General features: G+C 64.3%; 21 protein-coding genes and 1 pseudogene. 11 read left to right on the top strand and 11 right to left on the bottom strand.

Annotated features, from left to right (window positions below; all coding sequences use genetic code 11):
• Positions 1-23 precede the first annotated feature (23 nt).
• The 5 genes from ABQZ09_RS07885 (at position 24) to ABQZ09_RS07870 (ending at position 3,150) form a co-directional block, all read left to right on the top strand.
• Positions 24-1,178, top strand: coding sequence for an XVIPCD domain-containing protein (locus ABQZ09_RS07885; RefSeq protein ID WP_349776586.1), 1,155 nt, complete (start codon positions 24-26; stop codon positions 1,176-1,178).
• Positions 1,179-1,235: 57 nt separating this feature from the next.
• Positions 1,236-1,724 carry a hypothetical protein gene (locus tag ABQZ09_RS07880; RefSeq protein ID WP_349776585.1) on the top strand — a complete coding sequence of 163 codons (489 nt, stop codon included), beginning with the start codon at positions 1,236-1,238 and terminating at the stop codon, positions 1,722-1,724.
• A 140-nt stretch (positions 1,725-1,864) separates the two neighbouring features.
• Complete coding sequence (locus ABQZ09_RS07875; RefSeq protein ID WP_349776584.1) at positions 1,865-2,278, top strand: hypothetical protein; 414 nt, start codon at positions 1,865-1,867, stop codon at positions 2,276-2,278.
• 37 nt (positions 2,279-2,315) lie between these two features.
• Complete coding sequence (locus tag ABQZ09_RS19880) at positions 2,316-2,816, top strand: DUF6973 domain-containing protein (RefSeq protein WP_503018680.1); 501 nt, start codon at positions 2,316-2,318, stop codon at positions 2,814-2,816.
• Positions 2,752-3,150, top strand: a complete 399-nt coding sequence (locus ABQZ09_RS07870) for a hypothetical protein (RefSeq protein ID WP_349776583.1) — start codon at positions 2,752-2,754, stop codon at positions 3,148-3,150. The genes ABQZ09_RS19880 and ABQZ09_RS07870 overlap by 65 nt, the downstream gene beginning before the upstream one ends.
• A gap of 82 nt (positions 3,151-3,232) precedes the next feature.
• On the opposite strand, the gene ABQZ09_RS07865 is transcribed toward ABQZ09_RS07870, so the two are convergent.
• Positions 3,233-4,057 (bottom strand): hypothetical protein, encoded by an 825-nt coding sequence (locus ABQZ09_RS07865; RefSeq protein WP_349776582.1) that lies wholly within the window; start codon positions 4,055-4,057, stop codon positions 3,233-3,235.
• 623 nt (positions 4,058-4,680) lie between these two features.
• Here ABQZ09_RS07865 and ABQZ09_RS07860 point away from each other — a divergent pair.
• The 4 genes from ABQZ09_RS07860 (at position 4,681) to ABQZ09_RS07845 (ending at position 10,924) form a co-directional block, all read left to right on the top strand.
• Positions 4,681-5,253 carry an RNA polymerase sigma factor gene (locus ABQZ09_RS07860; RefSeq protein WP_228335314.1) on the top strand — a complete coding sequence of 191 codons (573 nt, stop codon included), beginning with the start codon at positions 4,681-4,683 and terminating at the stop codon, positions 5,251-5,253.
• A gap of 94 nt (positions 5,254-5,347) precedes the next feature.
• A complete protein-coding gene (locus ABQZ09_RS07855; RefSeq protein ID WP_349776581.1) occupies positions 5,348-5,671 on the top strand; it encodes a DUF4880 domain-containing protein in 324 nt (107 codons plus the stop codon).
• Between the two features lie 655 nt (positions 5,672-6,326).
• Positions 6,327-8,774, top strand: a complete 2,448-nt coding sequence (locus ABQZ09_RS07850) for a TonB-dependent receptor plug domain-containing protein (protein ID WP_349776580.1) — start codon at positions 6,327-6,329, stop codon at positions 8,772-8,774.
• 68 nt (positions 8,775-8,842) lie between these two features.
• On the top strand, positions 8,843-10,924 hold the full coding sequence (locus ABQZ09_RS07845; protein WP_349776579.1) for an Atxe2 family lasso peptide isopeptidase: 2,082 nt from the start codon (positions 8,843-8,845) through the stop codon (positions 10,922-10,924).
• 70 nt (positions 10,925-10,994) lie between these two features.
• Here the strand turns inward: ABQZ09_RS07845 and ABQZ09_RS07840 are convergent, their stop codons facing one another.
• The 6 genes from ABQZ09_RS07840 to ABQZ09_RS07815 all read right to left on the bottom strand — a co-directional run bounded on the left by ABQZ09_RS07840 (position 10,995) and on the right by ABQZ09_RS07815 (position 16,047).
• On the bottom strand, positions 10,995-12,728 hold the full coding sequence (locus ABQZ09_RS07840) for a lasso peptide isopeptide bond-forming cyclase (protein WP_349776578.1): 1,734 nt from the start codon (positions 12,726-12,728) through the stop codon (positions 10,995-10,997).
• Positions 12,728-13,402, bottom strand: a complete 675-nt coding sequence (locus ABQZ09_RS07835) for a lasso peptide biosynthesis B2 protein (protein ID WP_349776577.1) — start codon at positions 13,400-13,402, stop codon at positions 12,728-12,730. Before ABQZ09_RS07835 ends, ABQZ09_RS07840 begins: the two co-directional genes overlap by 1 nt.
• Positions 13,403-13,512: 110 nt before the next feature.
• A complete protein-coding gene (locus tag ABQZ09_RS07830; RefSeq protein WP_349776576.1) occupies positions 13,513-13,659 on the bottom strand; it encodes a benenodin family lasso peptide in 147 nt (48 codons plus the stop codon).
• A gap of 48 nt (positions 13,660-13,707) precedes the next feature.
• Positions 13,708-13,848 carry a lasso peptide xanthomonin 1 gene (locus ABQZ09_RS07825; RefSeq protein WP_139051336.1) on the bottom strand — a complete coding sequence of 47 codons (141 nt, stop codon included), beginning with the start codon at positions 13,846-13,848 and terminating at the stop codon, positions 13,708-13,710.
• Between the two features lie 260 nt (positions 13,849-14,108).
• A complete protein-coding gene (locus ABQZ09_RS07820; protein ID WP_349776575.1) occupies positions 14,109-14,840 on the bottom strand; it encodes a GntR family transcriptional regulator in 732 nt (243 codons plus the stop codon).
• Positions 14,841-15,021: 181 nt separating this feature from the next.
• Positions 15,022-16,047 carry an alpha/beta hydrolase gene (locus tag ABQZ09_RS07815; protein ID WP_349776574.1) on the bottom strand — a complete coding sequence of 342 codons (1,026 nt, stop codon included), beginning with the start codon at positions 16,045-16,047 and terminating at the stop codon, positions 15,022-15,024.
• Positions 16,048-16,818: 771 nt separating this feature from the next.
• Between ABQZ09_RS07815 and ABQZ09_RS07810 the strand changes: the two genes are divergently transcribed.
• Positions 16,819-17,136: a hypothetical protein gene (locus ABQZ09_RS07810; protein WP_349776573.1), complete on the top strand. Its 318-nt coding sequence runs from the start codon at positions 16,819-16,821 to the stop codon at positions 17,134-17,136.
• 66 nt (positions 17,137-17,202) lie between these two features.
• On the opposite strand, the gene ABQZ09_RS07805 is transcribed toward ABQZ09_RS07810, so the two are convergent.
• Both ABQZ09_RS07805 and ABQZ09_RS07800 read right to left on the bottom strand, forming a co-directional pair.
• Positions 17,203-18,090: a DUF1932 domain-containing protein gene (locus tag ABQZ09_RS07805; protein WP_349776572.1), complete on the bottom strand. Its 888-nt coding sequence runs from the start codon at positions 18,088-18,090 to the stop codon at positions 17,203-17,205.
• 390 nt (positions 18,091-18,480) lie between these two features.
• The gene (locus tag ABQZ09_RS07800; RefSeq protein ID WP_179453591.1) at positions 18,481-20,070 is read right to left on the bottom strand and encodes an SDR family NAD(P)-dependent oxidoreductase; all 1,590 of its coding nucleotides are present in this window, start codon (positions 20,068-20,070) and stop codon (positions 18,481-18,483) included.
• A 364-nt stretch (positions 20,071-20,434) separates the two neighbouring features.
• Between ABQZ09_RS07800 and ABQZ09_RS07795 the strand changes: the two genes are divergently transcribed.
• Entirely contained in the window at positions 20,435-21,409 is a 975-nt protein-coding gene (locus ABQZ09_RS07795; RefSeq protein WP_349776571.1) for a glutathione S-transferase family protein, read from the top strand.
• Positions 21,410-21,607: 198 nt separating this feature from the next.
• Here the strand turns inward: ABQZ09_RS07795 and ABQZ09_RS07790 are convergent, their stop codons facing one another.
• The gene (locus ABQZ09_RS07790; RefSeq protein WP_047693299.1) at positions 21,608-22,069 is read right to left on the bottom strand and encodes a DUF4126 family protein; all 462 of its coding nucleotides are present in this window, start codon (positions 22,067-22,069) and stop codon (positions 21,608-21,610) included.
• Positions 22,070-22,390: 321 nt separating this feature from the next.
• Positions 22,391-22,719 (bottom strand): annotated as a pseudogene (locus tag ABQZ09_RS07785) (alpha/beta hydrolase-fold protein); the annotation flags it as partial.
• Positions 22,720-22,762: the final 43 nt, after the last annotated feature.

Here is a 22,762-nt window from a genome sequence, read left to right as displayed (position 1 = left end):
GAATCAAGCAAGGGAAATGCATGATGGAAATTAATGAAGAACAAAAAATTCCACAGCCAAGGCAGGTAGGTTCATCATCCAATGGTGCGCTACCCGCTTCTCCGCTGAAGGATCCAGCATTGGCGCCTTTAATTAACTCTTCGCCCACACTTCAAGCGGGCCTCTCTCAGTTCAAGCGAGATGGCATAGGCGTTGATTGGGGCAGCGCGGGTGGAGGCACTTACCTGGATCCAGGTAAGAAAGTCGTGATAGACCAGAACGCAACCGGCAAAGGCGAACGGATCGCAAGATCACTATCACACGAGATTGGGCACCATGGGTTCGCCGAGCCTAAAGATTATTCTTCCAAGCAAGCTTATGTGAACAACATGCTGCGTGGCGAAGCCGCGGCAACGCTCAGCAACGCACTCGTTCGACGTGAGATCCTGAATCATCAGGGGCCGGATATCGGTATCTCTGGAAGCGGTACGAGACCGCAGCAGTACGAGGCAATTGCAGATCAGCAAATGGCGGGTCGCATCACACGCGATGCTGCATTGAACCAGATTGCCCAGGTCTTCAAGACGGAACAGCCTTCGGTTGCTCCAAGTAAGACGTACGAGCAATATTATGGTGATTACTACGACAAACACATCGTTCCTTGGAAGCTTAAACAGGGGCGGCCAGAGCCCGGGGCCTTTGGCGACGTCGCTACTTCGGATGTGAAGCAGGGTGGACTTGCACCTGAATCAAATCCGGCCCCACCGAGGACCGCGTTGTTGCCCTCACAGCCAGGCCATGTAGACCACGCGCTGTATCAGCAGATCAAGGGTGGCGTGACGCACCTCGACGCCCAGCATGGCAGGGAGTGGGATGCATCGAGTCAACGCATGACCGCCAGCCTGCTTGCGCTGGCAAAAGAGGAAGGGTTGTCGCGGGTGGATCATGTGGTGCTCAACAACCCAACGGCTCAGCTGGCGGGCGGCGAGAAGGTCTTCGTCGTTCAGGGCGCCCTCAACGACCCGGCACACCAACGTGCGCACATGCCAACGGTGGACGCCGTGCAGGCGCCAGAGAACCAGTCGTTTGACCGCCTGCAGGCGATCAACCAGACCCAAGCCCAGGCACGCGAACAGCAGCAGGCGCAGGAGCAATCGCAGCAGGCCGTTACCCAGGCCGGCCCGTCGATGACGCGCTGAGATGTTCTATATCGCCGGTACGCTGGCACTCAGAGCGACGAAGGCTGGAGTGTGCCCGTGAGCGTAAGGTTACTTAACTGCGCACTGGTTTTGCTCCTGGCTATAACAGGTTGCACCCTGATATTTGCCGAGACTAGTGCTCATGAGCTGCACGATCTCTCACTCTGTGCAGAGTCCCGGGACTGGGAGAGCGCAGGTGTAAACCGGGCACTGAAAATCACACCGCAGATCATCGAAGATGAAAACGGGCGCTCATATCACTTTGATCTTGGTGGGAGAGACGGGTTGCGCTACCTGGATGCCAGTTGTGGATTCGGTGCGTATGCTGAGTGCAACTTTGAGGTTGCGTCTTCGAACGGCAGAGGTTTTGGATTTTCGGAAGTTTCGACGTTCAGTCTTTGGGAGCGTGACCGAGAGTTTTATCTCGTCTACCGTGTCGTTGCCCCGAAGGGGGAGTCTGAAAGAGGCCTGCGAAGAGTCGTCAAGGTGGATGACCCACCTGTGGAGATATGCAATCAGATCGGCGACTACTCAAATCTGACGTAAACGGCCGTCGCAACGTCAACGGGCTTCTCAGCAGCTTGGGGCTTGGACATTTGGCGAAGAAGGAATCGCCACTTTGCAAAGATGCGTACGCTGCGCCCCTCTGGTAAACACTCATCCACCGCAGGAAGGAGCCGCGTCACATGCCATTCGCTATCTTCCGCCCCCACGTTTCGGCAGTGGCCACCGTGGTCGTTGCCACCTTTTCAGGATGCGCCATGACCGAGCCGCCGATTTCAAAGAAACAGTTCTCCGAGCATGTTGTGGCGCTGCTGGCCGGCAAGGACTCGGCCGTGGTTGAAGCCGGGACGCTGACTGATTTCGCCTGGAAGACGTTGTGCTTCGAGCGCGACGACAGTTTGTTGCTCAAGTTCGATCAGGGCGGGGAGACATCCGTGCTGCCGCTGCCTTATGAAGAGTTCTTCGTGGATGAAGCACATGTGGCCAGTTCGCTGGAGGACAGCTGCGTCACACCAGCCGATCGCATCCTGATCAAGAAGAAGTATCCGGGCTACCAAGGGCCTATCGAGTTTCAGAAGGCAGCGCAGGGAGGCTGAGCCATGGTCGATATCACCGATCCGAAGGGCGCCAAGCGTGAGATCGAGCAGGAAGCGTATCGGCACTAACGAACAGCTGAGCGGCATCACCTTGGCAAAGCGTCCCGATGGCACGTTCCAGTCGCAGGGGCACAATGATCAGCTCGACGCCTTCCGGCATGCGTATACCAGCGGCCGTGTCACCCAGCTCGCGTTAGGGCAGCAGTGGATTGCACGTAAGTTCGGGGATGATGCCGAAATTGGGCCGGCGCATCCAAACGACCCCTACGAACACCGCATGGACTTGTGGAACAACGAAGCCGGCCGCCGGCTCGGTGATCAGACCTCCGGGCGGGATGCGCTTGCGCGTCAGGCATACGACGCGCTGCGTCACGGTGATCTGGCGACGGGTTTGAACGATCCACGCCTCAGGCAGTTGTTTCCTGACGATCCACGCCTGGCGCGCCCCCCGGGGAGATCCAGAACGGGACCTTGTGACCAGCAGCGATGTTGGCCGGATCAACAAGGATGTGTCGCGCTTGCAGGAACAGGCGCATGACAGATTCCCGGACACGCATCCGGATCGTGCGTATTTCAACACCCTGCGTGGGCAGCTGCCGGCATCAGTTTCCGATACCAAAGTCGCCGAGGTGATGATTGCCGCAAAGCAGGCCGGTGTGGAACGGGTTGACCAGCTCGCCGGTGCCGTCCTGCGTGATGACCACATCTTTGTGGCTGGGAAGACGCCAGGATTTCGTGTGCAGGTGGACGCAACGACGCCGGCACCCGATATGCGCCAGAGCCTCTACATGGCCGACCAGCAGAATGCCGTCCACGCCTACGACCAAGCGCAGTCACAGGCTGCACAACATGCGCCTGCGCCTGGGCGTTAGCCGGCCCGCGGGAGCCTAGTGGGCGGCTGTAGATTTTCTTGTGCTATCCGATGTCTCTCGTGTTCGAGCCTGTTGGCCGCGACTAGTCCTTCTTTTGCCTGGCAAGCCCTTTTTTGCACAACCCAATATTGGTTCTAGCTGCGCGGACGATTGCGAGATAGCGATCCGCAAGGACCGGCGGCCAGCGGTCCGTCACCGCATCGTCTGGTAGCGCTGCATCCTCAGCGTAGTCCTGCAACGTTTTCAGGCATTGCGCGTACTGGGCAGTCTTGTACTGGGTGAGTGCCAGATCATTGCGCATATCTCCCTTTTCGCCCCATTCCAGTGTCTGCCCGCACTGCGTCAGGACGGGAGACAATACAGAGAGCGCTTCCTTATAGTCCTTGCGGTCGTAGCGCTGCTGAAACGCCGCGCGCGTACGTGCAATGGCGGCGCGGTCGCAGCCGCTCTTGGCACGAAGGTAAGGTGCTTCGAAACTGCCGTTATAGCCGCACATGTCTTTGCACTCCGCCGGGGTGGGCGTTGTCACGTCGACGCCTTCAGCGGTTTTGGAGAACTGGACCTTGCAGCCTGTAGTGCCAGTCTCAACCTCTGCGCTGCCTTGGGTGCCGCGGATGGTGCCCTCGAGTAAGCACATGGATTGACCCGTGGTGCTTTCCAGGGAGAATCGGAGCACTCCATCTTCTTTTGTCAAAAGCAACTGGCCCCACCCCGCCTCTGTGATGTATTGACCTGGCTCAAGCGTCTTGGCCTCCGCGGGCTCCGCAACCACGGGCGCGTCGAGAGCCGCCATTATCGAGGTCGTGCCAGGCTTGTCGGTGGGCGACTGTGCGGAAGCTGGTGCGGCGGCAAGAAGGTTGCCGGCCAACACGGCAATTGTCCAGGTAACACACATGACGTAGTCCATTGCGTTCGGTTTCCAGTGGGCTTGTGAGCGTGAGTGCGTTGGTTGCATCGGTCTATGCAGTCTTTGAATCTGGATGAGTGTTGCCTGATCAATTGGAAAAACCGCAGTTGATAGTCTGCCCTGTTCGTATCACGTGCGCAGGGCGGATGTGTGCATTGACGGCGCTGCGCGAATGCATTTGCCCTCGGCCACGCGCAATGGCAAAGCACCCGCTTGGTAGCAAGCAGCGTTTCTGTTGTCTGCAACTGCAACTGCAACTGCAACTGCAACAGCGCACGGCCTTGCTGTTTGCATGGAGCCCACGGGAATGCGGGCCAGTAATGCAACGCTATGGGCACCACTGCACTTGCAGCGAGCAAGCGTTGAGTGGTGAGTGATCTCGACCAAGGCTGACCAACGCGCGGCACGTAGGGGGTTAGCGTTGCTTGCCATCATGGTTAGATAGGTGCGGCTGCGGTCAGGGCTGCGGGTCTTACTCACCACTGTCCATCTTTGGCTGCAATCGCTCATGTTCAGATCCACTTGCACGACCCTTGCGCGCGCGTTGCGTTGGTGTGTTGTGTCGCAAGAAGCGTGGGGAAGTTGGTGGGCAGCGGCACTCGGCCGAAGGCGCGGCGATCACGATGAGCTCGCGTGACGGGCCGCCTGCGGCGCGCGGCCAGTTGTCGCTTGAGGAAAGGGACCGTCTGCGTGCGGAGTTCGACCAGGCACTGGCTGCGCTGCAGGCCGAGCTGCTGGTGTACCTGCGCCGGCGTACGCGCGATGCCGAGACGGCGGCCGACCTGGCGCAGGAGACCTTCTCGCGGATGATGGTGTACCGCGATGCGCCCCACATCGGCGACCGCCGGCTGTTGATGTACCGCATTGCGCACAATCTGGTGATCGAGCTGCGGCGGCAGCGTCACCGGCGGCTGGCGGCGCAGCACGTGTCGCTGGATCAGGTGGCGCCGATCAGGGCCGACGAGGCCGGCGTGGACGAGATTGCCGAGGCGCGCCAGACGCTGGATGTGCTGCTCAAGCGCACCTTGCTCGAGCTGCCGCCGAAGTGCCGGCTTGCGTTCAAGCTGAGCCGGTTCGACGGGCTCACCTATCCGCAGATTGCCGCGAAAATGGGGATCTCCACCAAGATGGTGGAGAAGCACATCAGCCGTGCACTGCTGGCCTGTCGTGCGGCGGTGGGGGAAGTGCCGCAATGACCAGCCTGCAAGGCTGGCGCCTGGTGCCGCCAAAGGATGCTGGTAGCATCGTGCGCAAGGGCGCAGGGAAACGGCCCGCCGGGAGTCACCAGCCATGCGTGCAGAGTCCGAGCGTATCCACGCGCAGGCGGCCGCCTATCTTGTTCGAAGCAGCGGCGAGAGCGCTGCCGAGCGCGCCGTGCGCGAGGCCTGGCTGGCTGCCGACCCGCGCCACCGTGCGGCCTATCAGCAGTTACTCGACGTGGACGCGCATGCATCGGCGGTGCTGGACGATCCCGAGTTGCAGGCCGCCACTGCACGCGATCTGGAGTTGCTGACGCCGCCCTCCAAGCAGAGGCGTCGCTGGCCCAGGGTGTTGCTGGCAGCGATGTCGATTGCCGCGATCGGCTATGCGGTGCGTCACGCGTTGATGCGCTAGCACGCACTCCACGCGGCGTGTTGCGTGGACCCTTGCGTGTGCGATGTGCAGTGGCGACGATGCATCTGCGCTTTTGTTGGTAGGGCATTGCGCCGACGAAGCATCACTTGTTGTCGGGGGACGCAATGGCGATGGTGCCGCGCCCAGGACGCGAAGGATGCACATGCAAGCACGACGGGCAGTAGCGGGGCGCGGTGTGGGTTTGGGGCCTATACCGCAGATTGGGGTATGGCTTGTATCGCGGCAGCCGCCGCGCACACATGGCGTGTCGCAATGCATGGCCGCGCAGCATGTGCAGCACCAGTGGTGCAAGCCATACGCAACGCGCTGATGCGCCTGCGAAGGTAGCCACGGTAGCTCGTGCGCTGGTGATGGCGATGCGGGTATAGCGCGCTGGACGCAGAGCAGGTGGTAGGGGAAGAGCAAGAGCGCACACAGCGATGACGTGTCGGGCCCGGCTGGGTACCGAGCCACTGTGCGTGGGCGATGATTGCTCGTGAATCAAACAGTTAGCGATACTGATCACTGCTTCCGCGTTGCGGTGTGCGTGTTTCAGCAGTCACGTGCAGGACCGATCTTGCTCAGCTGGCGATGCGCTCCGGGCCGACCGGGCGCGCTGTCGGCGGGCCAACCCAGGCAAGCCAAAGGACGCAGCATGAAGACACGCACATTACGCGACGCCATTTCTATCGCCCTGTTCGCCGTGGCAAGCGGGGCGGCAGGTGCGGTGGCGGCGCAGGCGGCAAACGCGCAGGCGGCGACAAGACCTCCGGCAGCGGCGCAGAAGACGCCGGCAGCCGTGGCGACGAACGCAGCCCCGCCGCCCGGTGCCAGCGCCCCGGAGGCGGCAAGTGCAGCAGTTCCGCCGGCGCAAACCGCCGCAACCGAGTTGGAGTCCATCGAAGTCACCGGCACGCGCATCAAGGGCGGTACCGTGCCGTCGCCGGTAATCGCGATCAGCGCGGCGCGGATCCAGGAAGAGGATTTCGGCGATCTGGGCGAGGTGATCCGCAGCGTGCCGCAGAACTTCTCCGGTGGGCAGAACCCGGGGGTGTTGAGCGGCAATCTGGCCGGGGCCGGCAATGCGAACCAGAACATGACCGGTGGCGCGAGCCTCAACCTGCGCGGGCTGGGCGCCGACGCCACGCTTACCCTGCTCAATGGGCGCCGGCTGGCCTATGGCGGATTCACCCAGGCGGTGGATCTCAGCGCGATCCCGGTGGAGGCCGTGGAGCGGCTGGAGATCGTGGCCGACGGTGCGTCGGCCATCTATGGGTCGGATGCAGTCGGTGGCGTGGGCAATGTGATCCTCAAGCGCGACTACGACGGAGTGAACGTCGGCACGCGCTTCGGGCGGGCGACGCAGGGCGGGCTCACCTCGCGGCAGTACAGCGTCACCGCTGGCACCACGTGGCGCAGCGGTGGCGTGATCGCAACCTATCAGGACGTCTCCGCAGACCCCATCTACAGCCGTCAGCGCAGTTACACCACACAGCTGGTGGACCCGTCCACGCTGTATCCGGGCAGCGACCTGCGCAGCGGGCTGCTGAGTGCCTACCAGGCGCTGGGCGACAACGCCGAGCTGCGCCTGGATGCGTTACGCACCGAACGCGACCAACTGCATTTTTACGCTGTCAGTGGCCGCAACAGCCGGGTCACGCCGACCACCACCAGCCTGCTGCTATCGCCGAGCCTTGCGGTGTGGTTGCCCAACGACTGGACGCTGACATTGGGCGCCACCGACGGCAACAGCAAGCACGATCAATACCGCCAGGAAACGGCGCTGGCCAGCGGTGCGGTGAGCGTGACCGACCTGTGCTACTGCAACGACAGCCGCAGCTACGAGCTGGGCGCCGAAGGGCCGCTGCTTGCGCTGCCGGCAGGCGATGCGCGCCTGGCCGCCGGGGTGGGGTATCGCAGCAACACGTTCCGCAACATCAACCACGTCAACGGCGTGGAGACGATCGACGGCAGCGAAAGCGCGCGCTTCGCCTATGCGGAGGTGAGCCTGCCAGTGGTGGACCCGGCGCAGGGCGTGCCCGGTGTGCAGCGACTGACGCTGACCGCGGCGGTGCGCGGGGAGGACTACAGCAGCTTTGGCGGGGTGACTACGCCCAAGTTTGGTGTGCTGTATGCGCCTGACACCGATGTAACGCTCAAGGCCTCGTGGGGCAAGTCGTTCAAGGCGCCGACGCTGTTCGAGCGTAACTACGCGCAGGAGGTATGGCTGTTCCAGCCGGGCGCGTTCGGCGGGGTGGGCTTTCCCGCCGGGACGACGGTGCTGGTGGCCGATGGCGGCAACCAGGATCTGCAGCCGGAGCGCGCCATCACCCGCTCGGTCTCGCTGGCCTGGCACCCCGAGGCGCTGGATGGCCTGGAGGCGGAGCTGACCTGGTTCGGAGTGGACTACAGCAACCGCGTACTGCAGCCGATCGCCAATGCCAGCCAGGCCTTGCGTAATCCGATCTACGCGCCCTTCGTGGACCGTACGCCGACAGCGCAGGCGCAGGCCGATGTGATCGCGCTGGCCAGCCGGTTCTCCAACTTTGCCGGCGTCGCCTACGACCCGAGCCGGGTGGCGGCAATCATCTACACGCAGTATGCCAACGTGGCGCAGCAGGACATCGAGGGTCTGGACCTGAGCGGCAGCTACCAGGTGGCGTTGGCGCGCGGCACGCTGACCTTGCGCGGGGCGGCGAGCTGGCTGGACAGCACGCAGCAGACGTTGCCCGCGCAACCGGCGTTCGATCTGTCCGGCACGCTGTTCAACCCGCCCAGGCTGAGCAGCCGCGTGGGTGCGGTATGGAAGCAAGGCGGGCTCACTGCCTCGCTGTTCGGCAACTACCGCGGCGGGGTGCGCAACCGCGCCGATGGAGTGGAGTCGGCATCGTTCACCACATTCGACGTGGCGTTGCGCTACGCCACCGGCGCACGCCGCGATGCATGGGCGGGGCTGGAGTTCGGGGTATCGGTGGACAACGCCTTCGATCGCGATCCGCCGTTGTACCGGGTGACCTCGCCGCTGTACGTGGCCCCGTACGACTCCACCAACTATTCGGCGATCGGCCGCTTCGTGAGCGTGTCGGTGTCCAAGCGCTGGTGATGCGTCGGCTGCCTGCTGCAGCCGAGGTACAGGCATGGCTCTTGAGTGTTGCTGAGAGGAGTGTGTGCGTGAGGAATCAAGAAACCTGGCGCCTGCTGCTTGCAGGCGTGCTGATGACGGCAGGTGCGTGCGTGTGCCACGCGCAAGCGGTGTCGCCCCAGCGCTTGCTGGAGGTGGTGGATATCGGTAGCCCCACGCTGTCGCCGGACGGCCGCAGTGTGGCCTTTCGCACGGAGCAGGCATCGGTGCAGCGCAATACCTACGACAGCGTCTGGTATGTGCAGGGCCTGCAGGATGCCGCGCCCAGACGCGTTGCCGATGGCGGTGTGCCGCTGCGCGATTCGGCTGGCGGGTCCTTGCCTGCAAAGGTGCTGTGGTCGCCGGATGGCCGTTGGCTGTACTACCGCGCGTTGATCGATGGCGTGATCGCGGTGTGGCGTGCGGCGGCGGACGGCTCCGGGGCGGAGCCGGTGACGCATGATGCGGCGGATGTGCAGGAGTTCGCGCTGGCTGCGGACGGGCGCGTTCTGCGTTACCGCATCGGTGCGACGCGCGAGCAGGTGCTGTCGGCGGAGCAGGACGAGTATGCGCAGGGCATCCGGATCGACGAGACGGTGCCGCTCGGGCAAGGCCTGTTCCGTTCGGGCAATGTCGACGGGCGCTTGGCCACGCAGCGTTTCGGCTCGGTGTGGTTCGACCGTGCCGGGCTATCGGCGGGAGTGCCGGCACGGTGGATCGCGCTGGATTTGACGACTGGCACTACACAGGTGCTCGCCGATGCGCAGCGACCCGAGGCGGAAGCAGACGTCAGCACGCTGCGCGACCTGGTCGGCGATGCGTGGAAATCTGCGCGCGCGCCACAGGGCGGCGCGGTAGCGGTGTTGTCGCGCGTGGGCGACGGCACTGGGCAGCTGTCCCGGCCGGACGTGGCGCTGTCGGTAGTGCCGGGTGCTGGCGCACGCAAGGCAGTGCAGTGCGTGGCGGCAGCCTGCGTGGGCAAGGCGATCAGTGGCGTCCAGTGGCGCCCCGGGAGCACGGAGGTGCTCTTCACCATCACCGATCCCGCCTTGGGGCTGGCGCAATCCATCCACCGCTGGGACCCCGCCAGCGGGCAGGTGCAACTGGTGGTGCAGGGCGGCGGGTTGATCAATGGCGGGCGCGATCCATCCGCGCCCTGCGGCGCATCGGCTACGGCACTGGTCTGTGTGACGGCCGAAGCCGATCGCCCGCCACGTCTGGAACGCATCGCGCTGGACGGCGGCACGCGCGGCCTCCTGTTCGACCCCAATGCGGCGTTGGCGGTGGACATGGCAAACGTGACGCCCGCGCGTCTGTTGCAGTGGACCGATACTCGCGGTCGGCACTACAGCGGGCAGTTCTTTGCGGCACGCAGCCAAGGCGACGGCCAGGTGCCCTTATTCGTTACCTACTACAGTTGCCCAGGCTTCGTCCGCGGTGGCGTGGGCGATGAGTGGCCGCTGGCCGCGTTGGCGCAGGTAGGCATCGCAGCGCTGTGCATCAATCAGTTGCCCGGCTACACCATGGATGCGGTGGAACGGCACGGCGAAGGGCTGGCGGGGGTGGAAAGCGCGGTGGCCTTGCTGTCGTCGCAGGCCGGCATCGATCGCACGCGGGTGGGCATGGGCGGCCTGAGCTTCGGCGGTGCGGTGACCTTGTGGACGGCGACCGAATCGAACCTGCTGGCCGCCGCTTCGGTGGCCAACCCGGTGGTGTCGCCGTCGTACTACTTGTTCGGCAGCATGAAGGGCGAGCCTTTCCTCAAGGGGCTGCGCGAGATGTGGGGGTTGGGTGCACCGGAGCAGACACCCGAGCGGTGGAAGGCACTGTCGCCGGCGTTCAAGCTGGAGCGGATTCGCGCGCCCATCCTGTTCCAGCATTCCGAGCAGGAGTATCTGTATGCGCTGGATTACCTGATTCCCCTGCTGCGTGCGCAACGCGCCGAGTTGTACGTGTTTGCAAACGAGCCGCACCAGAAGTTCCAGCCCCGGCACAAGTTGGCCGTGTATGCGCGCAACGTCGACTGGTTCCGCTTCTGGCTGCAGGATTACCAGGACGCTGCACCGGAAAAGGCTGCGCAGTACGCGCGCTGGCGCGCAATCAAGGCGGCACTGCCGGCGCGTGGCAACTAGCGTGCGTGGTGCGGCTGACGCGTGGCACGTTGGCATGCCGGCGGCACGCACCTACGCAGCGCAGGCAATGTCAGCCCTGATGACGGACCCAGTTCTCGACCGCACACAGGTCGAAGATGCGCATGACGCTGTGGTCGCTGTCGGCCGATGTGCGGTCGAAATGGTGGCGCAGGGCATCGGCGTCCAGCAGCCCCTGGTCTGCAAGCCGGCCCTGCAGCAGATAATCGCGGATCTGCTGCCTGCCCCGACGATAGACCGCGCCGGAGTAGTTCATGAAGGTGCCTTTGCTGCGGCGATGCAGGATCTGCGCAGGCAGCACATCCGCAAACGCATCGCGTGCGACAGCGCGATTGCGGCCGCCAGCGATCCACATCCAGCTCGGCACTGTCAGGCAGGCCTCCACCACCGGTTGCGACAGCAGCGGCATGCGCAGGTGCCACGACGCACTGCGTGCCAGCCCATCGCGGAACACCTGGGTGCCGGCCAGATCAAAGATACGTTCGCGGTCACCGGGCAGGCTGTCGGGTGGGGCATCGAACCAGGGATGTGATTGCAGTGGAACCGCAGCCTGCGTGCCTGGCAGGAACGATCGCTCCGGCGTGCGTGGCGGTCCGGCCTTGGCGAGGAGTTTCTTGATCGTTAGCCTGCCTGCTTTCCAGAGCGTGCACTGGTGCAGTTCGGCAAGCGCATGGACTGCGCTGACGCCGGCGCGCAGGCCGCCTGCACGGAAGGCATCTGCGGCGGGCGCGGCGGTTCTGGTGTTGCAGAACACGGTGTCGCCACCGCCGCCGGAAAAGAAACTGGTGATGGCCAGCTGCGTGCCGATCGCTTCCTTCAGCGCATTGGAGGCATGCTGCAGAAACCAGGTGCTGGGCGCGACCGCGTGTGCCGGCGGTGCGAAATCGACCGGTGCAGCGTCGAGTCCCAGGGTGCGCACGATCAGCTCGGTGCCCAACAGGTCGCTCATCTGCCGGGCATAGTGCCGCTCGTCGGCGCCAGGCACCGGCGTGACCAAGTTGCAACATGCCACGCGCGCGGTGGTGTCTTTCAGGCATGCGGCGAGGATGGAGGAGTCCAGCCCGCCAGAGAGTTCCAGCAGCACGGATGCATCGGTCCGCGCCCAACAGGTGACGCTGGAGGCCACCGCCTGACGCACCTGCGCCTGTGCGCCGAGTGGATCGCGGCGGCGCCGGGATGCTGCGACGAAATCCCAGGGGTTCCAGACGTGTTCGACACCGCTGCGGTTGGGCTGCAGACACAGCTGGCTGCCCGGCAGCAATTCGCGTACGCCAACAAGCCCGGTGCGCTCGGTCTTGAGGTGCGGGTAGTGCAGATGGTGGGCAATGGCGTCCCAGTCGATCTCACGCGTGTACACACCGGCATGCGTGGCGATCGAGATGTCTGAGGTGATGAAGCCATGCTGTAGCGCATAAACGCATGCCACCCCGCCGGAAGGCTCGCGCATGACGGTGATGGCGCTCGGATCCTCGTGCGGCGCATGCAACAGCAGGTACTCGCCCCAGTGCGTCTCGATCAGGTGCCGCGTCCGCTGTGCTGCGGACAACGCATGCAGCGATGTGCCGTCGACCAAGGGGGCGTTGTCGCGCTGTGAAAAGACATGGCCGATCAGTGCGCCACCACCAGTCAGGTCGAGCACGGGCGTGTCGTCTGATGCATACAGGTCGATGTGCCCAGCGCGTTGGCGTAGCTGTAACCCGATCTGTCGCAACGACGCATCGACAGCGGTGCGGTCGCCATCGCGGTGTGCCTGCGCATGGTTGAACAAGGCGATGTAGCGGTACATCACACCACCCGGATGGGGGTATGTGCGTGGACGTTGCCGACCGTGTCGTTCAGGACCAGATCGCCTGTCTGGACCCAGCAATGGGCCGAAAACGGATCGAGTGCGACGCCGAAGACAACCCGGGCGTCGAGCTGGCGCCGACGCAGGAATCTTGCCAGTGCGACTGAATCGAGCAGGCAGCGCATCTCGACCGGCACCCACACGCGTGCGCGCCGGAAGACGGATGCCGCATCGGTGAGCCGTTGCTCGAGTTCGGCGAGCGAGCGTTGCTGCATCCCTCGACCCTGTGCTGCAGCGGAGAGGCTGCCAAGGACCCTGCCAAGCGGGTTGCGCTTCAATGCCAGGCGTGTGGACAGCACAAGTGCCAGCACCTCGAGTTTTTCAAGCAGCTGTGGTCGTCGTGCCGGCATCGGCATTTCCATCGCGCTACGCGCAACAGGTATGACGGAAGGCTGCGGGCCGGCGGTCACTTGCGACCGTTCCACCAGCAGTCCCCGTTCGACAAGGTCGTTGATCTCCAGGTCCGACACCGGGTCTTGCGCCAGGTAGGTGAGCAGGGAGTGCTCCAGTGCCTCGGGAAGACGGAAGTAGCGGTCGTTACCGACATCCATGAACACCAGGCGCTCGCCAATGCGGCAGAACGCTAGGTCGTCGCGCAATGTGTAGCGTTGCATGGCGCTGTCCTTGAGAGAGAAGGGGCGCACCGTTGCAGTGCGCCCCGTGGCCTGAGAAGTTGCTCACCGGCATGTACGGCCGAGTGGCGACTGCCGCGCGTTGGCCGTGCCTAGTCCTGGCTGATGCCCAGCGTGGTGATGCCGCCCATTTCTTCGCCTGCCAATGGCCCGCCCTCTGTGTCCAGGCTTGCGATGCCAAGCACGATGAGATCCTGGCCAGACGTCGTGGTATAAGCGTCGTTGTTGCTGGTATCCATGGTCGCTACTCCTGGTGGGAGAGGCGTGCGCTCAGGCACGCCTCGGGTTCACTCTTCGGAAATGCCCGGCACATTGAAGCCGCCGATTTCTTCGCCAGCGAGCGGGCCGCCCTTGGTGTCGGTGCTGGCAACGCCAAGCACCGTGATCTCGCTGGATGCATCGGTGTGGGTGGTGTCATTGATGTTCATCGCTGTCTCCTGGTTGTGTCATGGGATCCATGACACCAACACGTTAGGAAACGGGACTGTTGATTTTCAAATGATTAAGTCGTAACACCGCAATAATTAAATTCACTGTGTGACCGCCATCGAAGATGGCCGTGGAAACTTTGCCGGTGGCGTCGCATCGCGCCGCTCATGCCACATCAGGTGCACGTTGCCGGCAGTGCGCAGGCGCAGCATGCAGATCTTGCGAGGCCGTGCTCTGGCGACGGTCAGCCGCCAAGCCGTCAAGCCTGACGGCTGCGCTCATGCATGGCGGCCACGATGCGCGGCACGGCCTGGATGCGGCGCACGTGATAGGCATGCATCGCCGTTTGCAGCGCCGCAAGGTCGTGCCGCTGCCAGTGCAACGTGAGCTCTGCCAGTTCTTCTTCGAGAGCGTCGAGCAGGCCATGTTTGGCACGTCGCAACGGGGCCAATCGGTCATTGGTCTGCCTGACGGCTTGATGCAGCGACCAATGCGCAGTGGCGTGGGCAATGGCGTCGAAGAGCTTCCAGGTCTCCTTAATCACATCTGCAGGGGCTGTGGTGGGCTCCTGCTCGCCGGGGGCATGCGGCATCGATGCAACGCCGATTTCGCAGGCCATCTGCAACAGGCGATCCATCCAGTCATAGAGATCCCGCAGCGCGACCTCAGTGAGCAGCGGTACCTGCAAGCCATAGCGTGCGTGATCGATGAGCAGGCCTTCGCCGACCAGGCGATACAGCGCAAAGCGCACCGGCGTGGGGCTGACCTTGAACTCTTTCGCCAGTGTTCCCGGGTCGATGCGTTGACCGGGCGGATACCGGCCGGATTGTAGTGCGCGCCTGACCTGTGTGTAGGCGACAGCACGTTTGGAGTGGGACCCGGGCATGGCGAACTCCTTGTCTGACCTCGACTCTTCCCCTGGATGGATCGTACATGCAATGACTGTGGCGGGTGGCTGCTGCAGTAGCCTTTTCAGTCCCAGGCTGGGCACAGCGCGACGCGTGTTAGGCAGTTCCGAGCCAATCGCCTGTCCCGACAGTAATAGTTTTAATAACGTAGAAAAGAGAGAAAGCCGAGGGCCACCTGGTATGCCCGGGCGGCCCTCGTGCGTTGTACGTTATCTGTCCCTGCTATTGCGGGGCACCACCGCTGTGCCAAGCGCGGTGGCTTGTCTAGCGAAACGACTCACGCAGCCGCTTGCCCGCATACTCCTGCGCGGCCTTCGCCTTGGCAACGACTGCCGCACAACCGAAGAACTCGTGCGTCACGCCGGTGTAGACCTCGCGCTCGACCGGTACGTTGGCCTCCTTGAGGGCGTCCTCCAGCTTGGCGCCGTCGCTGCGCAGCGGGTCGATGGTGGCGTTGATGAGCGTCACCGGTGCCAGGCCGCGCAGGTTGGCGTTGACCAGGTCCAGGCGCGTGTCCTGCTTGTCGGCATCGCTGCGGATCAGGTGGCCGACAAACCATTCGATCATGGCTTTGTTCAAGGGTTTGGCGATGGCGTTTTCGATGTAGGACTCTGTGTGCAGGCTGCCGGTTTGCCCGACCGGGTAGACCGCCAGGATGTGCGTGGGTGCCTGCAGGCCCTTGTCACGCGCGGCCACGGCGGTGGCGATGGCCAGGTTGCCGCCTGCGCTTTCGCCTGCAAGGGCAACGCGCTGCGGATTGCCGCCGATGCTTGCCGCGTTGGCCAGCACCCATTCGTACGCGGCGAGTGCGTCGTCCCAGGCGGCGGGGAATGTGTGTTCGGGCGCTTGGCGATAGTCGACCGAGACGACGATGGCGCCGGTTTCCTTGGCCAGCCCGCGTGCGCCGCCGTCGTAAACCTGTGCGTCGGCAATCACCCAGCCGCCGCCATGGAAGTAGACGATCACCGGCAGTTGCGTGCCGCCGCTAGGGGTATAGATCAGTGCCGGAAGATTGCCTGCTGGCGTCTCCAGTGTGTGAGCCGTGCGTTTGACGCCGGGCACCAGGACTTCCGGGTCGGTGGTCTTGCCCTGGTCCTGCAATACCTTGTTGACCGCATCGGCAATGGTGGGCTGCTGCCGTGCTTCCTGTGGCGTCAATTTTTCGATGGCCTTGGGTTCCAGCGCATCGTGCGCCAGTGCTACCTGGTGCATGTCGTCATCGGCGCGAAGGGTGCCGATGATGTTTGCGAGGGTGTCGATGATGGGATTGGGTTTGCCGTTGTCGGTCATCTGCGCGTCTTCTGAGGAGTGGTGCCACGCTAGCGCCGATCTGATCAATGGTGTGGCAAGGGAACACGACCGTTGTGCACGTGATTGCAACAATTGAGCTCGCCTGGCCGCACGGCGACGCCGGAGCAGCTGGAGCAGGGGCAACGGGCCGCCCTCCACCAAGCGGGTGCGTTGGCCGGGACATTGATTGACCAGGGTGGATCGTCGCTGCTGGCGCTGTGCGATTGCGCCGCGAACCGTCTGCTGCGAGCGCAGCGCGGCAACGCCAGCCGCGTACGTTGACGGATGAGTGACCGTTTCATGCAGCCCAGGGCACGGGAAGCCTTGCAGGCGTGCGCTGGCGCAGTCGCCCTATCGCCGGATAGGCAACCAGCCGACGGCGTCTGGAATCAGCTGCCCGGACGCCGGGCGCCGGACGGCATCGCAGCGTGGCAATGTGCCGAGACGCGCCGACCTAGTGCAGGTGCGTGAAAACCCAGCAGGCGCCACTCAGCAGCGTGACGTAGCCAGTGACAAGTGCCGCATGGATGGCACGTTGATGCGTTCTGATCAGCTGCATGCTTCCCCTCGCACACAAACAGTTGCTGTTGGAATGTCGGCTCTGGATGTGCTCCGCATCCCACGAGATGAGCGGCCCATGGCCTCGTGTCCGACAGCGTGATGTTGGTGTGAAGGTGGGCGCCAATCCAATAGAAAATTTCTATGCCTCGATTCCGGGACGAACCCGCCGGCTCACGGCGTCTCGACTCGCCATTTCCGATCATTGCGCGCATGAATAGTGGTAACCAGATCACAGCGCGAACGGTGACTGTCGCGCCCGACGAAACAGGGCGCGCCGGCAGCAAGATCACCGTCGAGTTGTCTGCCCATCCCGACCCGCGGTGGCAGGCGTGCTTCCAGTTCGTGGTGCAAGGCCGCGACGGGTTCTTCATGGAAGCCAGGCCGGTGTTCGACCGCGGCAGCTTCGAGGGGATGGTGCCGCCCGCGCACGTGGATGGGTTTCGTCAGGAACTCAATGACGTCATCGCAGCGGCCAATGTGCTTGCACGTGCGCAGGCCAACAAGGACGCGCCGCCTCGACGCCGCTGAGCCTGGCGGGTGCAGGGGGATGTGCGAGGGCAAGCGGTCAGCTGCGATGATGCGCCCCCCACTGCGTCACCGCTGGCCTAGCGCCGCGGAGACCCGATCCAACCGCTCACTCAGTGCCTCACGACCGGCATCGAGCGCGGCGTTGCCGACCCGCTGCTGCCACGCGGCGGTCGCCGATGCCATCTCGGCAGGCAAGCCCAGGGCGGACACGGTGGCGGCAACCTCATGCATCTCTGCCGCGCGGCGGACGCCGTGCACCATCATGCGCTCAAGGTTGTAGCTGGCCTGCTCGCCCCAGGTGCGTTGTGGTGAAGACGCATTGAGCGATGCGATGACCTGGTCTTCGACACCTGCACGCCGGGCGGCGATGAAGCATTCGGCGCACAGCGCCTCGATACCCTTGACCATCACCGAGCGCAGCATCTTGATGGACGAGGCCTGGCCCACGAGCTCGCCAGCGATCTCGGGCCGCATGCCCAGCGCCTGCAGCACGGTCAGCGCGGCAGGCGCATGCGGGCCGCTCACCAGCAGCGGCACGTGGTGCCGTTGCGGCAGCACCGGGGCCATGACCGCAACGTCGACATAGCGGCCGCCAGCCGCTTCGATCACGGCGGCTGCCGCCTGTTTGGTGCCGGGTGCACACGAGTTGCAGTCCAGCCAGAGCGCTGCCTTGCGCAGGGCAGGCGCTGCTGCGTGTGCTGCCGCTTGCGCACGGTCGGCAGTGACCAGGCTGAAGACGATATCGGCCTGTTCCACTGCGGCTGCGGCGCTTTCGCAGCCCACCACGGCATGGTCGAGGTAGCGCGCATGCATGGCAGGTAGCGTCTCGGGGTGGTCGCTCTTGATGTCGTAGGCCGTGATCCGGCGCTGGCCATCGAGTGCCCAACCCTCATGGAATGCGCATGCGGCTTCGCCGAAGCCGATGAAGGCGAGTGCGCCGTGCGGTGCTGACATGCAGGAGCTCCTGTGCCGCGGGTGGTCGATCAGGCGGGTGTGGGGTGTCTGATGCAACGCTAAGAGGTGCCGTCAAGCCGGACTGTCTTGGGTTGGATGGAGTGGCCCGCTCATGCGTTGCCTCGTTGATGCAACTTCAAACGCACCCAGGGCTCGGCGACGCGTTGCAGGTCTCCACCCTGACCTCATGCGTCTTGTCCGTTCGGGCCGGCGATGCGAGGGAAGACAGTTCAGCATGCATGCCGAACCGGCACGGGGCCGGAGCGCGAACCGACGCGTGCTTCCGCGAATCAATTGACCGCCACGTGAGGCCTGCGCACGCACTGACCGGTGCGCGTGTGCGGAGCCGGCATCGCATCGCGATGCGGTGTGCCGGTGCGGCCTGATCCATCACCAATCCGTCGGCGCGTAATCCTTGAGGAACTGGCCCCACACGTGCTCGCCGGTATTGAAGCCGTGGATGATCGGGTCGACGATGCGGGCGGCGCCGTCGACGATGTCCAGCGGTGGGTGGAAGCGCTCCTGCTGGACCTTGAGCGCGGCAATGTCGGCCGGATCTTCGTCGGTGACCCAGCCGGTGTCGACGCTGTTCATGTGGATGCCGTCGTTTTGATAATCGGCCGCCGAGGTGCGCGTCATCATGTTCAACGCGGCCTTGGCCATGTTGGTGTGCGGGTGGCGCGTGGTCTTGAAGTTGCGATAGAACTGGCCTTCCATCGCCGAGACGTTGACGATGTGCTTGTCGCGTTCGGGCGTGCGCAGCATCAGTGGCTTCAGGCGCGCGTTGATGATGAACGGCGCGATGGCGTTGACCAGTTGCGTTTCCAGCAGCTCCACCGAGGGCACTTCGGCCATCAGCAGGCGCCAGGAGTTGCGCCCGCGCAGGTCCACCTGCTGCAGGTCCTGGTCCAGCCGGCCTTCGGGGAACAGGTGTTCCTGACCCACCAGCTCGTCGTCCAGCAGCGCGATCTGCGAAAGCTCTGCAGCGCGAGTGAGGCCGTCTGCATCGTCGAGGCCGCGCCCATGCACGGCCGGCAGCGCGGTGGCCGATGCGTCGCGCAGCAATTCGGGCGTGCGCAGGCCTTCGTAATGGCCAACGAGTTGTTGCACCGTCTCCGGCAGGTCATGCAGGGCGGCGGTTTCATTGGCCATCATGTGCGCATAGAACTGCGGTGGGCGGCGCACGGTCTGGCAGGCGTTGTTGATGATGAAATCCAGCCGCTCGCGGGTGGCCAGCAACTGGCTGCAGAAGGCCTCCACGCTGGGCGTGTGGCGCAGGTCCAGGCCGAAGACCTGCAGGCGGTGACCCCACTGCGCAAAATCCGGTTCTTCCGCATAACGCGCGGCCGAATCGCGCGGAAAACGCGTGGTGACGATCAATTCCGCACCGGCACGCAGCAGCTTCAATCCGGCCTGATAACCGATCTTCACCCGCCCACCGGTGAGCAGCGCCACGCGCCCGCGCAGGTCGGCGGTTTCGGTGCGCTTGAAGAAATTGAGCTCGGCGCAGGCCGGGCACATCTGGTCGTAGAAGTGATGCAGCTGGGTGAACTTCTGCTTGCACACATAGCAGTGCCGCAGCTCCGGCGAGTGCAGCTGCTCCGGTGCCTCGGCGGCGTTCTCGCCGTTGTGCGCGTCGTGCAGGCCGGCGGCATGCGGCGGAAAGTAGTTCGGCGTGCTGAACACCGGCTTGCGCCGCAGTGCGCGGATGCCGCGTTGTTCCAGCAGCGCTTCGGCCTTGCGCACCTTTTCCTGATGCCGCTCGCGTTCGCGCTGCTTGAGCAGCTGCCGCCGCGCCTTGGGCTCGGGGTGATAGACCTTGGCGACCACCTGATGCAGGCGCACGCGATCGGCCTCGGGCAAGGTGTCGAGCACGCTGCGGTCGGCCTCGATGGCCTCCAGCAGATCCAGAGCCGCGCGCAGGCGGTCGGTCAGGGGCAGGTCGTCGTTGGCGGGCAGAGGCGGGGTGGTGGTGTTCAAGGCAGATCCGGAAAAGACGTTGGGCATCGGTCGCGTGCCAGGCACGCGTGAAGGAGGCCGCGGCAGGGTGCGGCGAGTGTGCACGCCGGGCGGCCCCAAGGCGCGATGACGCGTTATTTTCACCGATCCGGGCAGGTTGGCGCCAATGCCGCCGGCCGGGTGGCCAGCCACCTAGCTACGACGATGCGTGACCGGCAACCGAGCGGCTGCCCAGGCGCTGCTCGCGCCCGCTGCGGATGTGTGCAGGCCCGTCACCGCTGCCTTTGCCTAGCGGCAAGCGGTGCGGTGTGGATGGCTTAGCGCTCACGCACCCTCCAGTGCTGCCGGGCTAGGGTGGCCGCTCATGCTGTGGCGGGAGAACACGATGGGCCTGTTGGTCGATGGCAAGTGGCAAGACCAGTGGTACGACACCGACAAGAGCGATGGGCGATTCGAGCGTTCTCAATCGCAGTTTCGCAACTGGGTGACACGCGACGGGTCGGCCGGGCCGCATGGCGAAGGCGGGTTCAAGGCGGCCGCGGGCCGCTACCACCTGTATGTGTCGCTGGCCTGCCCCTGGGCGCATCGCACGCTGATCTTTCGTCGGCTGAAGGGGCTGGAACCACTGATCGATGTGTCAGTGGTGCACTGGCTGATGGGTGAGCAGGGCTGGACCTTCGATCCTGGTCCGGGTGTGGTGGCCGATCCGGTCAACCATGCCACGCGCTTGTACGAGGTGTATCTGAAGGCCGACCCGCGCTACTCCGGCCGCGTGACGGTGCCGGTGCTCTGGGACCGTGAGCGCGGCACGGTGGTGAGCAATGAATCGGCCGACATCATCCGCATGTTCAATAGCGCCTTCGACGACGTGGGTGCCCGCGCGGGAGATTACTTCCCTGCGCACCTGCGTGAGCAGATCGACGCGGTCAACGCACGCGTGTACGACACCGTCAACAACGGCGTTTACAAGGCGGGCTTCGCGACCACCCAACACGCCTACGAAGAGGCCGTGACGCCACTGTTCGCCTCACTGGACTGGCTTGAGGCGCGCCTTGGGCAGCAGCGCTATCTATGCGGCGACACCCTGACCGAAGCGGACTGGCGCCTGTTCACCACCTTGGTGCGGTTCGATGCGGTGTATGTGGGGCACTTCAAATGCAATCTGAAAAGGATTGCCGATTACCCGCAGTTGTCCGGCTTCCTGCGCGAGCTGTACCAGATGCCGGGAATCGCCGAGACGGTGAACTTCCAGCATATCAAGGGCCACTATTACCAAAGCCACGGCATGATCAATCCGACCGGAATCGTGCCGATGGGGCCGCTGCTGGATCTGGATGCACCCCACGGGCGTGGCGGTTGAAGTGCAGGGCGTTTCAAGCAGCGCATGTCCCCGATTGCAGCTTGGCGATGGAATGGGCAGCAATGGTGGAACGCAGTGGCCGAGGCGCCTGAAGCACCCGCCTAACGCCAGGCGGGGTACTGCAGCACGGCCGTGCTGCGGCCACGATGCAGATGTTGAACCATGGTGCAGCACTGCATGCAGGCACGTCAGCGGGAATTAGCGCTTTGCGGCGTCCCGGATGATCAAGGTGGCCGCGCCCACCGAGATGGCGTCTTCGACAATGCCGGTGCTGGTCTGGCCGTAGCGTTCGATGGCACGCATGCGGGCGTTGAAGGTGAGATAGGCGGCGGCTACCGCGGTGGTTGCACCGAGCAGGGCGGCAATGCCACGTTGCTCGCGCGGCGCCAACGCAGTGCCGACGATGACGCCGGTGGCGATGCGGGCAATCATTCCAGGGAGCACGATGCGGTCGGGGGCGGTCTTCATCTTGTCGCCCGCCAGCTCACCGCCGGCCAGCGCCAGCATGCCGGCCGAGGCGACAGGGTTGGCAAGCAACGACGGGGCGCCATTGTCGGCAGGAAGCTTGCCGGTGCGGGCGGCGTTGGCCACTGCTGCCAGCGGCGTCATCGAGCGCATGCCGGCGACGGCGCTCATCAGGATGGAATGAATCAAAGCCATGTGCACCTCTGCCTGTGGTCGACGAGCGCAAACCAATGGCACTGCGATCGTCACGCTGTTGTGGATCGCCACACACTAGGGCCGGGCATGTGTGGGCGTTGGCAAGACGTTGTGCACGCCGCGCATCGGTTGCGCCCGTATGCCGCCGCTTGCTCTTTGCCACGCGCCGCCGGGTGGCGGCGTGGGCAACAGGGTGGTGCGTAGGTCATGCGGCGCGCAGCCTCTACAGCTGTCGGGGCACGGCGAACGGATCAATAACGCGTGCGAGATGCGGGCGCCACCTCATTGCCTGGCGAACTGACCGCAGCGTCATGCCAGCCACACGACCGTGTCGTAGTTCTTGTGGTAACGCGCCTGGTCGTACTCGCCGACATCCAGGTAAACCTGCGCGGGGAGATCAGTGTGGATGGTGGCGTAGGCAGCTTTACGCTGCGCCATGACATGCGCGCCGTACCAGTACGACGGGCTGCCAGGATGTAGCCGGAAAACATCTGCGGTGTGCTCAGCAGGATTTCGATTCCGAGCAGGCCGCCATACGAATGGCCCAGATACAGGCGCCGCTCTTCATCAGTGGGGTAGTGCTGCGCGGTGAAGGGCAACACCTGGTCACGCAGATACGCGACATACGCCGCGCTCTTGCCGTGCCCGGCGTCTGAGACCAGCGCGCCGCGCCGCTCACTGGCTGCGTCTCGA

It is taken from the genome of Xanthomonas sp. WHRI 6106 (assembly GCF_040202405.1).
GTDB lineage: Bacteria > Pseudomonadota > Gammaproteobacteria > Xanthomonadales > Xanthomonadaceae > Xanthomonas > Xanthomonas cannabis.
Note: the sequence above shows the minus strand (reverse complement) of the source record. Positions and strands in the feature narration are given on the sequence as shown.

Excerpts from the sequence above, each read along its gene's own strand:
- ABQZ09_RS07855 (WP_349776581.1), top strand. The coding sequence starts at position 5,348 with ATGCGTGCAGAGTCCGAGCGTATCCACGCGCAGGCGGCCGCCTATCTT.
- ABQZ09_RS07840 (WP_349776578.1), bottom strand. The coding sequence starts at position 12,728 with ATGTACCGCTACATCGCCTTGTTCAACCATGCGCAGGCACACCGCGAT.
- ABQZ09_RS07835 (WP_349776577.1), bottom strand. The coding sequence starts at position 13,402 with ATGCAACGCTACACATTGCGCGACGACCTAGCGTTCTGCCGCATTGGC.
- ABQZ09_RS07860 (WP_228335314.1), top strand. The coding sequence starts at position 4,681 with ATGAGCTCGCGTGACGGGCCGCCTGCGGCGCGCGGCCAGTTGTCGCTT.
- ABQZ09_RS07875 (WP_349776584.1), top strand. The coding sequence starts at position 1,865 with ATGCCATTCGCTATCTTCCGCCCCCACGTTTCGGCAGTGGCCACCGTG.
- ABQZ09_RS07825 (WP_139051336.1), bottom strand. The coding sequence starts at position 13,848 with ATGAACATCAATGACACCACCCACACCGATGCATCCAGCGAGATCACG.
- ABQZ09_RS07805 (WP_349776572.1), bottom strand. The coding sequence starts at position 18,090 with ATGTCAGCACCGCACGGCGCACTCGCCTTCATCGGCTTCGGCGAAGCC.
- ABQZ09_RS07850 (WP_349776580.1), top strand. The coding sequence starts at position 6,327 with ATGAAGACACGCACATTACGCGACGCCATTTCTATCGCCCTGTTCGCC.
- ABQZ09_RS07865 (WP_349776582.1), bottom strand. The coding sequence starts at position 4,057 with ATGGACTACGTCATGTGTGTTACCTGGACAATTGCCGTGTTGGCCGGC.
- ABQZ09_RS07790 (WP_047693299.1), bottom strand. The coding sequence starts at position 22,069 with ATGGCTTTGATTCATTCCATCCTGATGAGCGCCGTCGCCGGCATGCGC.
- ABQZ09_RS07795 (WP_349776571.1), top strand. The coding sequence starts at position 20,435 with ATGGGCCTGTTGGTCGATGGCAAGTGGCAAGACCAGTGGTACGACACC.
- ABQZ09_RS07815 (WP_349776574.1), bottom strand. The coding sequence starts at position 16,047 with ATGACCGACAACGGCAAACCCAATCCCATCATCGACACCCTCGCAAAC.
- ABQZ09_RS07830 (WP_349776576.1), bottom strand. The coding sequence starts at position 13,659 with ATGGATACCAGCAACAACGACGCTTATACCACGACGTCTGGCCAGGAT.
- ABQZ09_RS07885 (WP_349776586.1), top strand. The coding sequence starts at position 24 with ATGGAAATTAATGAAGAACAAAAAATTCCACAGCCAAGGCAGGTAGGT.
- ABQZ09_RS07810 (WP_349776573.1), top strand. The coding sequence starts at position 16,819 with ATGAATAGTGGTAACCAGATCACAGCGCGAACGGTGACTGTCGCGCCC.